The organism is Rhodoblastus sp., from assembly GCF_041915505.1.
Lineage (GTDB): Bacteria > Pseudomonadota > Alphaproteobacteria > Rhizobiales > Beijerinckiaceae > Rhodoblastus.
This window is the reverse complement of the sequence record NZ_JAYSBG010000106.1, coordinates 1-10,246: the sequence shown is the minus strand read 5'-3', so window position 1 is coordinate 10,246 and position 10,246 is coordinate 1. Positions and strand designations below refer to the sequence as shown.

Below are 10,246 nucleotides of genomic sequence, written 5' to 3'. Positions count from 1 at the left end.
AGCTGCGGCTCATCGCTCCGGCCGGCAAGCCCTTGTTCGGCCCCCGCGACGGCGACGTGATCGCGAACTTTCTGGATCGCTCGCACGTTCAGACGCTGGACGAGGCCGAAATCGAGACCGGCCGGCCCGGCGAGATCATTACCGATCGTAATCTCATCACCGAATATCGCCACGGCCGACGGTAGGCGTCCGCTCTGACATGAGCCGCTCGCTCGTTCGGACAGCGCGGAAATGGACGGTTTTTTGCTGGCGCAACCTTGCCGTCGCCCATCAAGTCGGCGGCCTTCCGCCGGTCCGAGCTTCCGAGCGTAAACGCTTGACCCGGGCTCACGAGCGCTGGTTCATTTTGCTATCAGAACCTACGCTTGGCGCGCGATAGCCGATCGCGGGACGTTCATGTCGTAAGACCGCAGCGACCCGAAATCCGAGGTCGGGCGGCGCCGCCTCATTCGAAAGAGCTGCGTCCCGCCAGCAGGCGATAGAGCGCGGCGACGCCGGCGCCCGTCAGCGCGTCGAACCCGATCCCCCATTCGCCGCCGCCCATCCCGATCAGCGCCGTAATCTGCGCGAGGGCGACGCTCGTGACCGCGCCGGACAGCGCAAAGGCCGGTACGCCGGTCCATTCGCGCAAGCCGCAGAATTTTTCGGCGAACCAGAGATTGGCGGCGCAATTGGAGGCGATGGAGATAACCGACAAAGCCAGGAGCAGCGGCTCGAACCAGCCGCCGGCGAGACGCAACAACGGCGCGGCCTGATCCGCCAGCAGCGGCGGCAGACCGGCGGCGACGTCGTGCGGCTGGCCGACGAGCGTAACGGCGGAAACCAGCGCGGTGACGGCGAGGCAGGCGATCAGCGCGGCGCGCCGTCGCGGCGGTCGCGTCGCGCGGGCGGACTCATCCGGCGCCGGCGCGTGTTCGGCGCCGAACAGAACAGCGCGCTGCTCCGGGGTCAGCGCCGGCTCCGCGAAGGCGGGAGCCGGGCTCGCGCGGTCCAGCGGTTTGAGGCCTCTCCGGCCGAAGGCGACGGCTTTGGTCATGGCGTCATTCTGGCTGGCGAATCTTGCCAAAGCTTTGCGCGGAAAATTCAATCAATCGCGTTCATCGCGCCTTCAGGCGGGGCGTGCTGTCATGGCGTCGTTTCGGGGAGCGCGCCATGCCCGCGAAGGATGAGAAGGCCGGTTTCATCGCTTTGTCCCGCTTCGGCTTCGGCTCGCGCGGCGATGGCGATCTCGCGGCCGCCAGCCTCGATCCGCGCGGCTTTCTGCGCGCCGAAATCGAGCCGCCCGGCGCGGCTCTGCTGGCCGGTCCCGGCCTGCCCGATTCCAATGCGGCGCTGCAGATATTGTTCGCCCAGCAGGACGCGGAAAAAGCCGCGCGGGAGATGAAGGCCGCGCTCGCGCAAACGGCGTCGAACCCATCGCAGCCTGCCGCCGCGCCGCAAGACGCGCCGCAGATCATCGTGCTGGCGCCGCAGGCGCCGGCCAATCCGCCGCCGAATGCGGCGATGACCCCGCCCGCCAATCCCGCCCCACCCAAACCGCCGTCGCCGCAACAAATCATCTTTCGCGCCGAGGCGCTCGCGCGCTTCCGCCGCGCCTACGAGGCCCGCGCGGGTCTGGTCGAGCGGCTGGTCGCGTTCTGGTCGAACCATTTCGCCTTGTCCATGTCCAAGGGCGGTCCGACCAGCATCACGGCCGGCGTCTTCGAGCGCGAGGCGATCCGGCCCCATGTGCTCGGGCGTTTCGCAGACATGCTGCTGGCGGCCGAGAGTCATCCCGCCATGCTGTTCTATCTCGACGCCCAGCAGAGCGTCGGGCCGGATTCGCCGGTCGGGACGAAGCAGAATCGCGGCCGCAACGAAAATCTCGGCCGCGAAATCCTCGAATTGCATACGCTCGGCGTCAACGGCGGCTATTCGCAGGCCGATGTCATCGCGCTCTCGGACATGCTGACGGGCTGGCGTTTCGCCGGGCGCGACCAGAAATTCGGCCCGCCCGGCGCCTTCATTTTCCAGGCCAATGTCCATGAGCCCGGCGCGCAGAAATTGCTCGGCGCCGATTATCCGCCGGGCGCTGTGGATCAGGCGCAGGCGGCCTTGTTGGCGCTGGCGCGGCGCCCCGAAACCGCGCGCCATCTCGCCTTCAAACTGGCGAAACATTTTGTCGCCGACGCGCCTCCGCCCGTTCTGGTCGAGCGCCTCGCGCAGGTTTTTCTCACCACCGACGGCGACCTGCGCGCGGTGACGCTCGCCTTGATCGACGCCCCGGAAAGCTTCGCCGCGCCTCCGATGAAAATGCGCGATCCGTGGGAATTCGTCGTGGCCAGCGCCCGCTTGCTGGGTCACGCGCCCGACGAGCCCGGCCCGGTGATTTCGGCTTTGGACATGCTGGGCCAGCCTCTCTGGCGGCCGCCGGGGCCCAATGGTTTTCCCGATGATGCGGCGGCCTGGGCCTCGCCCGACGGGATCAGGACCCGGCTCGATCTCGCCTCGCAATGGGCGATCCGGCTGCGCGATCCGCCCGACCCGCGCGAATTATGCGACGCCGCTTTGGGCGCCGCCGCTTCGCCGGAAACACGGCAGGCGGTGAGCCGCGCCGAAACGCGTCCCCAGGGCCTCGCCTTGTTGCTGATGGCGCCGGAGGCGCAAAGACGATGAGTGTTTTGCTCACCCGCCGTCGGGCCTTGACCGGCTCCGCCAGTCTGTTCGTCGCCGCAGCCATTCCGTGCTGGGCCAGCGCGGCGACGCGCGATCCGCGCCTTGTCGTGATCGTGCTGCGCGGCGCGCTGGATGGGCTGGCGACGGTCGCCCCGGTCGGCGACCCGGATTTTACCCGTCAGCGCGGCGCGCTCGCCTTGCAGACCCGCGGCGACAAGCCGGCGCTGCCGCTGGACGCGCTATTCGCGCTCAATCCGGCCATGCCGAATTTCAAGGCGCTTTACGACGCCAAACAGGCTTTGTTCGTGCAGGCGGTCGCCACACCTTATCGCGAGCGCTCGCATTTCGACGGCCAGGATGTGCTGGAAAGCGGCCAGCCCGGCCCCGGCCTGACGCGCGACGGCTGGCTCAACCGCTTCCTCGGTGCGCTGCCGCCGAGCGGCGCCCGCGCACGCGGTGAAGGACTTGGAATTGGCGCCACCACGCCGCTGATCCTGCGCGGCGGCGCGGCGGTGCTGGGCTGGTCGCCGCAAAAGCTGATGCCCGCCTCGGACGATCTCTCGGCGCGTCTGCTCGATCTCTATGACCAGCGCGACCCCGCCTTGCAAAAGGCTTTGTCCGAGGGCTTGCGCGTCGAAGCCATGGCGCGCGATTCCGGCATGGACGCCGATCAGAGGCCCAAGGGCGGGCCGGATTCGCCCAATGGCATGAAGCAGATGGCCGCCGGCGCGGCGCGGCTGATGCGCGCTTCCGACGGACCGCGCGTCGCCGCCATGTCCTTCGAGGGTTGGGACACCCACGCCAATGAGGGGCCGCTCGGCGGCCGGCTGGCGCAATTGCTCGGCGGCCTCGACGGCGCGCTGGAGGAATTGCGCGTGGGGCTGGGCGATGTCTGGCGCGAGACGGTTGTTGTCGCGGTGACGGAATTCGGCCGCACCGCGCGGGTCAACGGCACGTCCGGCGCCGACCACGGAACCGGCACGGTCGCGCTGCTGGCCGGCGGCGCCTTCGCAGGCGGACGCGGCGTCTATGACTGGCCGGGCCTGGCGGATGCCAAACTCTACCAGAACCGCGACCTGCTGCCGACGACCGATCTGCGCGCCGTGCTGAAAGGCGTGCTGACGGATCATTTTTCGGCGCCGGCCGGATTGCTGGCGCGTTCGGTCTTTCCCGACAGCGCCGGCGTGAAGCCGATGACGGGGCTGATCGCGGCCTGAGCGCGCGGAGCGACGGCGTCACCGGGAGCGTGGGAGCGCCGCGGTCGCACGCGGCTTGCCGAACAGCGGCGCTTCGTCGAGAACCAGCGCGGAACGGTCGTAATCCTTCTTGATCCGGCCGACGGATTCGGACAATTCGGCCAATGCGAGCAGCGCCTTGCGCTCGCTCAACTCCAGTTGTTCGACATCCACGCGGCGCGCGAGCACCACCATGGCGTCGAGCAATATGCCGAGCTGCTTGCCGTAGCCCGCGACGTCCTTGAGGATTTCGGCCTCGATCTCGGGCTGGCCCGATTCGCCGATCTCGATATTGAACAAGCCATATTGTCCGCCGCTTGGACTGAAAAACCAGGTCATCGGGTTGATCGCCTGCGTCACATCGCCCGAAAGCGGCAGTTTGAACATGGCCATATTGCGTTCTCCGAATCATCGCCTGAAAAGTCGGGACGCGCGGCGGGCCAAATTCGGCCTTCCGTTTTTCGCGCCCGGCGCTATGGTCCGCCGCCGGACCGCAATTGAAAAGGCTAAATGATGGGCTTTCTCGCCGACGCGCTTTCTCGTGTAAAACCCTCGGCGACCATCGCCATGACGCAGAAGGCGCGCGAATTGCGGGCGCAGGGACGCGAGATCATCAGCCTCTCGGTCGGCGAGCCGGATTTCGATACGCCGGATCACATCAAGGCGGCGGCGGTCGCGGCGATCCAGCGCGGCGAGACCAAATATGGCCCCGTCGCCGGCATCGCGCCGCTGCGCGAGGCCATCGCGCGGAAGTTCAAGCGCGAGAACGGGCTCGATTACAAGCCCTCGCAATGCATTGTCGGCACGGGCGGCAAACAGGTCCTGTTCAACGCCTTGATGGCCAGCCTCAATCCGGGCGACGAGGCGATCATTTCCGCGCCTTACTGGGTGTCCTATCCGGAAATCGTCGCGCTGTGCGGCGGCAACGCCGTGATCGTCGAGACCAAGGCCGAACGTTCCTACAAGCTGCAGCCGGAAGCGCTCGAACGGGCGATCAATCCGCGCACCAAATGGCTGATCCTGAATTCGCCTTCCAATCCCTCGGGCGCCGCCTATAGCCGCGATGAATTGAAGGCTTTGACCGACGTGTTGCTGCGCCACCCTCATGTCTGGGTGCTGACAGACGACATGTACGAGCATCTGGTCTATGGCGATTTCGAATATACCACGCCGGCCCAGGTCGAGCCGGCGCTCTACGACCGCACCTTGACCATGAACGGCGTGTCCAAGGCCTATGCCATGACCGGCTGGCGCATCGGCTATGCGGCGGGGCCGGAAAAGCTCATCAAGGCCATGGACATGATCCAGGGTCAGCAGACCTCCGGCGCCTGCTCCATCGCGCAATGGGCGGCGGTCGAGGCGCTTGACGGTCCGCAGGATTTCATCGCCGACAGCCGCAAGATTTTCGAGGGTCGCCGCGATCTCGCCGTCTCCATGCTGAACCAGGCGAAATTTCTGTCGGCGCACCGGCCGGAAGGCGCCTTCTACCTTTATCCGTCCTGTGCCGAGGCGATCGGCCGGACCTCGGCAGGCGGGCGCAAGATCGAAACCGATGTCGATTTCGTCACGGCTTTGCTGGAGGAGCAGGGGGTTGCGGTGGTGCAGGGCTCGGCTTTCGGAATGGGGCCCAATTTCCGCGTCAGCTACGCCACGTCCAACGAGGCTCTTGCCAAAGCTTGCGCGAAAATTCAGGCTTTCTGCGCCGGTCTGCGCTGAGCGGGACAGGGGAGGCGAACATGTTGGCTAAGCGTCGGAAACTCCTTGTTATTCTCGGCGCCCTGGCGCTGGCGGGCGGCCGAATCGGCGCCGCTCAGGCGGGCAGCGTCGTCGCGGGCGAAGCCTATACCGAACAACGCGCGCAATTGCTGGCCGCCGGCTGGAAGCCCGATGCGGGCTATGGCCTCAAGCTCGCCAATGGCAAGCCGCTCCATCGTTTCCCCGAAGTCTTGTGCGGCATGGAAAAGTGCCGCGCCAAATGGCGCGATCCCCACGGCGCTCAACATTCGATCCTGCTGCAGCGTGGCGGCCCCAGCGATGAATATCGGGTCATTTCCGAGGAATAGCCGCTTTCCTAACTGATTTCCGTCAGCAGCGTCGCCGCCAGGATCAGTCCTGCGATGAGCAGGCTTGGATAATAGCCCCATTGCGCGGCATGCGGCCAAGTCGGCAAGGCCGCGAAAAAGGCGACGATCAGCAGGGCGATCAGAAGAGTCGCGAGGGACATGGCGTCCTCCCCGAGGCGGCGCCGGGCGCGCTCAGGGCGCGCGAAACGCGCCTTTTTCTTTGGTTTAGCGGATCGGCGTCCGGCGCAAGCGTGCGGGCGATCCTTCTCTTTCGCCTCAACGCGCGAGGCGCGCTGAAGTTCCGCGGCTTCTCCCTGATTTAAAAGGGTTTTCTCAAAAATTAATGGTCAAATCCGAAGAAAATGATGCGCCGCAATAAAATCGCCTTGACTTTTTGTGCGACGCAACATAACTTATCAATCGTAGCGCAAGCGATGCTTGTGCTGCAGCCCTCCTTGGGCGTTTCCTCCCTAGACTTGGGCCGCTGGTTCTTCCGGCGGCCTTTTTTTATCTGGTCACAGCTCGGCGAGGCTGGCGATCACGCGCGCGGGCGGCAAATCGCGATATTCGTCCGGCGCGCCGGCCCGATTGACCCAGATCGCGCGAAAGCCGAATCGCGCGGCGCCCGCCACATCCCAGCGATTCGAGGATTGAAACGACACCTGATCCGGCGTCACGCCGTAGCGCGCGCCGACCAGTTCATAGACCTCCGGCGCGGTCTTGTAACGGCCGAGCGCATCGGCGGACAAGGAATCGTCGAGCAAATCCTGCAGACCGGCGGAGGCTGTCGCCCGCGCCAAAGCCCGCGCCGTTCCGTTGGACAGGATGACCGTTTTGGCGCCGCGTTCGCGCAGCATTTTCAGCGCCGGCGCGGCGTCGGGAAAGGCGTCCAGCGTCTCATAGGCGGCGAGCAGTTTTTCGCGCGCTTCCGGCGAAAGCCCGCCGCAGCGCGCGGCGGCGAAATCCAGCGCCTCCTCGGTCAGGGCGTCGAAATCGCGATAGGCGCCCATCAAGCTTCGCGTCCAGGTATATTCGAGCTGTTTCGTGCGCCACAATTCCGACAGCCTTTCGGCCTGCGGGCCGACCAGGGCCTTGTGACGGGCGACGGCCGAATGGACGTCGAACAAAGTGCCATAGGCGTCGAAGACATAAAGCGGCAGGGTCATGGGGGCTCCTAGCGTTTTCGAGCGAAGTGGACACCGGTTCGCGTAAAGAACCGTAGGTCCGCGAAGCGAATACGCGTCAAAAGAAAAACCTAGATCGTTTCATTGTTTCCATGAAACAATGAAACGATCTAGGCGGCGGGATCAGCCTTGTTCCAGACGGGCGCCGACCTTGATGCGGCCGAGTTCGCGGACGAGCCGCAGGCCCTGCTGGCGGTAGACGGGCGCCTCCAGCGCGCCGGGCCGGCCCGCCAAGGCCTTGCGGGCCAGAGCGAGATCGCAGCCGGCGATGCGGCCGATCGCGTTGCCGGCCTCGAAGGCCGCGTCCGAGGAAGGGCAGGAATCGATCACCAGCCGCCATTGCGGCGCCGCCAGTTCGCCGCGCTCGATCCGGCGCAGCGCATCGACCGTCGCCAGCACCACCACCTTGTCGCCGGCTTCCAGCCGGACGTCGTCGGACGGATTGAGCTGTCCTGCCGGCCCGCGTTCGTGGAACACCGGAATGGCGCCATAGCCATAGGCCAGATGGGCGAGTTGGCGGTCGATCAAAGTGTCGCCGGGAACGACGCGATATTCCGTCACCAGGATCGAGCGGCCTGGCAGGTGGAAGGCGGTGAGAATCGTCTCGTCGAAAGCCGCGCCGGTGATCGCCTGGGCGGCGATCTCGGATTCGCTGATGCCGAACGATTCGGGCACCAGCGCCGCGACGCTGGTGGCGAGCTCGCGGTCGGCGACGCGAAACACCAGAGCGCAGCGCGGATTGAGCGAATGCGCGAGCAAAGTGGTTTCGAGATTGGCGACCTGATCGTCGCCGACCACGACCACGCTACGGGCGCCGGCAATATTCGCCTGTTGCAACGCGTCGGCGATGGGGCCGGACAGCATCGGCACGCCGCGTAAAATGTCTTCGGCCACGGGCTGCGGCGAAACGCCGACGGCGGGACGGCCCCAGCGTTGCAGCAGAGAGGCGACATTCTGGCCGATCGGCCCCATGCCGACGATGATCGTGTGACCTTCGACCGGAGCCGGGGGACGCCGCGCGGCGATCTGGAACCGCGCGCCGAGCACGCGCTCGGTCATGGTCGCGAAGACGATGCCGAGGAAAATGGCGCTGCTGATTTTCATCAGCAGCGAATAGACATAGAGGCCCGGCGAGATCGGGAAAGGCGCCTTCAGCGAGCCGAACACATTGTCGAAGCCGCCGACCGCCAGCACGGTCGAGACATTAAACGCGTCGAACCAGCCGATGTCCGGATTTTCCCAGCGATAGAGCAGGACGCCGAGCGCCGCCATGCCGACCACGATGGCCAGCGAGGCGAAGGCGGCCTTGGGCGCGGCGCGCAAGGTGTCGCGGGCCTGGCGGACCAAAGCGCGACAGTCCAGCCGTCGCCTTTTCGTCCCTGCCGGATGCGCCGTTCTGGCGTCCTTGAGCCCTTCGCCGCAATCGATGAAGGTCAGTTCGTCGCCGGCCTGGACGCGGGCGCCGGAACTGGTCAGGGCGAACAAATCGCCGAGCGTCTGCCCCTGGGAAACATGGCCCACCATGCGCTGGCGTAGCGAATTCAGCTCCGAGGGCGTGCGTCCCACGCTCCAGTCGCCTTGCGCCGCGATATGCGTCACCACGCGAATGGTCGAGCCTTCGAGATCGAACCGCGCCTTGGTCGCATCGGCGAGCGAGGCGACGGCGAAAGCGCGCGCCGAAAATTCATGGGGCTCGAAGGCGACCAGATTGCCGAGCTGTTCGCCGAGCAGGCGATTCAACTGCTCCTGCGCCGAGCGGATGACGAGGCGGACTTTCTGGTTGAGCAGCCGGGCCGCGAAGGCGGCGGCGATATTGCTGCGCTCGTCGGTGGTCACCAGCAGAATGGCGCGGCATTGTTCCGCGCCCGCTTTTTTCAGCACCTCCGCCCGCGAGCCGTCGCCGAGAATGATCTCGTCGAACGAACCGGTTTCGGCGCATTCCTGCGCCGAAATATCGACCCCGACGACATAGGCCCCGAATTCCTTCAGCAGAGCCGCGCATTGCCGCCCGACATTGCCGAGGCCGCAGATGATGATGGCGTCTCCGCCGCGGACGCCGGGCGGAAAATCCGATGTCTCGACAATCTGATCCATGGTCGCCGTCCATCCATCCTCGCGCGAGCCGCCGGCGAATCCATCTTTTCTCTGTTTCATCCTCGTGACAATCTTCCGACATTGCCTCGGGCTTGGCGCCGGCGTCAGCGTGCGGGCCACCGCCATGATGACGTCGCGCAGCCTTCGACGACGGTTTCGCCGAGCGCCTTGGTCAGCCGGATCGTCGCGGAGGACGCATGGCGGCCCAGTTCCTCCGCCAGCGCCGCGGAATGGGTGACCACGATGATCTGTGTTTTTTCGGCGCCGGCGGCGATCAGCCGCGCGAGCGGCCGCAACAGATCGGGGTGCAGGCTGGTTTCCGGCTCGTTCAGCGCCATCAGTTGGGTAATTATCCCCTTACTACAAGGAAGTTTATCGCTTATTGCGGGGGCGTGACGAGGGTGTAAGGTGCCACTTCCTTACATATTCGGTCTGGACAGCATCCAGATTGTTGTTGGAAGCCCCGGATTTGCCATGCGGTTTAATCAAGATTCGCGTAAATGCGTAGTATTTCTTGGCTATCCTGCTTATGAAGCGGGTCCAACAGCAATACGCTGTGAGGGCACAGGCTTTCTGCTTCTTTATAAGGGCGGCTTCCATCTTGTAACTGCTCGTCACGTCGCCGAATCCCTTGGTGATGATGGCTGGGCGACCAGAGTTAATAAAAAAGACGGCACATGCGGATTGATTGAAGCCACGAATGTTCCGTGGGTTTTCCACCCAGACAATACCGTCGATATTGCGGTTTGTGGGTTGGCGCTAAGTGCTAAAGACGGCTATGATTTCATATATGCCGATGGAGACATTCTTCTTCTCAGAATAGAAGAAGAAACGACCGATTGGGTTGAAGTCGGCGATATGTGTTACACAGTCGGGCTGTGGCGCTTGTTAGAGCGGATTCGCCTTAATCCGGGTCATATCCAGCGGCGGCAAAGAAGTTGGCGCATTCTTGCGGCGTGAAGGTGGGCAGGATCGCGCTGAACGCGGCCCAGAGGCCTTCAACGGTCCGTTCAGC

General features: G+C 65.1%; 11 protein-coding genes and 1 pseudogene. 5 read left to right on the top strand and 7 right to left on the bottom strand.

All coding sequences use genetic code 11. From position 1 onward, the window contains the following. A partial coding sequence (locus ACE3S9_RS08770; protein ID WP_374546063.1) for a hypothetical protein occupies nucleotides 1-185 on the top strand: 185 nt, incomplete at its 5' end. A gap of 260 nt (nucleotides 186-445) precedes the next feature. Here the strand turns inward: ACE3S9_RS08770 and ACE3S9_RS08765 are convergent. After that, the gene (locus ACE3S9_RS08765; RefSeq protein ID WP_374546062.1) at nucleotides 446-1,036 is read right to left on the bottom strand and encodes a hypothetical protein; all 591 of its coding nucleotides are present in this window, start codon (nucleotides 1,034-1,036) and stop codon (nucleotides 446-448) included. A gap of 116 nt (nucleotides 1,037-1,152) precedes the next feature. Between ACE3S9_RS08765 and ACE3S9_RS08760 the strand changes: the two genes are divergently transcribed. Then, entirely contained in the window at nucleotides 1,153-2,655 is a 1,503-nt protein-coding gene (locus ACE3S9_RS08760; RefSeq protein ID WP_374546061.1) for a DUF1800 family protein, read from the top strand. Continuing rightward, nucleotides 2,652-3,872 carry a DUF1501 domain-containing protein gene (locus tag ACE3S9_RS08755; protein ID WP_374546060.1) on the top strand — a complete coding sequence of 407 codons (1,221 nt, stop codon included), beginning with the start codon at nucleotides 2,652-2,654 and terminating at the stop codon, nucleotides 3,870-3,872. Before ACE3S9_RS08760 ends, ACE3S9_RS08755 begins: the two co-directional genes overlap by 4 nt. A gap of 18 nt (nucleotides 3,873-3,890) precedes the next feature. On the opposite strand, the gene ACE3S9_RS08750 is transcribed toward ACE3S9_RS08755, so the two are convergent. After that, the gene (locus tag ACE3S9_RS08750; RefSeq protein WP_374546059.1) at nucleotides 3,891-4,283 is read right to left on the bottom strand and encodes a hypothetical protein; all 393 of its coding nucleotides are present in this window, start codon (nucleotides 4,281-4,283) and stop codon (nucleotides 3,891-3,893) included. Nucleotides 4,284-4,403: 120 nt separating this feature from the next. Here ACE3S9_RS08750 and ACE3S9_RS08745 point away from each other — a divergent pair, with 120 nt between their 5' ends. After that, nucleotides 4,404-5,606: a pyridoxal phosphate-dependent aminotransferase gene (locus ACE3S9_RS08745; protein ID WP_374546058.1), complete on the top strand. Its 1,203-nt coding sequence runs from the start codon at nucleotides 4,404-4,406 to the stop codon at nucleotides 5,604-5,606. Between the two features lie 20 nt (nucleotides 5,607-5,626). After that, nucleotides 5,627-5,953 (top strand): hypothetical protein, encoded by a 327-nt coding sequence (locus ACE3S9_RS08740; RefSeq protein ID WP_374546057.1) that lies wholly within the window; start codon nucleotides 5,627-5,629, stop codon nucleotides 5,951-5,953. Nucleotides 5,954-5,961: 8 nt separating this feature from the next. Here ACE3S9_RS08740 and ACE3S9_RS08735 read toward each other — a convergent pair whose 3' ends face one another. The 5 genes and pseudogenes from ACE3S9_RS08735 to ACE3S9_RS08715 all read right to left on the bottom strand — a co-directional run. Further along, nucleotides 5,962-6,114 (bottom strand): DUF3309 family protein, encoded by a 153-nt coding sequence (locus ACE3S9_RS08735; protein WP_374546056.1) that lies wholly within the window; start codon nucleotides 6,112-6,114, stop codon nucleotides 5,962-5,964. A 354-nt stretch (nucleotides 6,115-6,468) separates the two neighbouring features. After that, nucleotides 6,469-7,119, bottom strand: coding sequence for a haloacid dehalogenase type II (locus tag ACE3S9_RS08730; RefSeq protein WP_374546055.1), 651 nt, complete (start codon nucleotides 7,117-7,119; stop codon nucleotides 6,469-6,471). A 141-nt stretch (nucleotides 7,120-7,260) separates the two neighbouring features. Beyond that, on the bottom strand, nucleotides 7,261-9,231 hold the full coding sequence (locus ACE3S9_RS08725) for a TrkA family potassium uptake protein (RefSeq protein ID WP_374546054.1): 1,971 nt from the start codon (nucleotides 9,229-9,231) through the stop codon (nucleotides 7,261-7,263). 104 nt (nucleotides 9,232-9,335) lie between these two features. Beyond that, nucleotides 9,336-9,584 carry an AAA family ATPase gene (locus ACE3S9_RS08720; RefSeq protein WP_374546064.1) on the bottom strand — a complete coding sequence of 83 codons (249 nt, stop codon included), beginning with the start codon at nucleotides 9,582-9,584 and terminating at the stop codon, nucleotides 9,336-9,338. 551 nt (nucleotides 9,585-10,135) lie between these two features. Continuing rightward, a pseudogene (locus tag ACE3S9_RS08715) lies at nucleotides 10,136-10,246 on the bottom strand (IS630 family transposase); the annotation flags it as partial.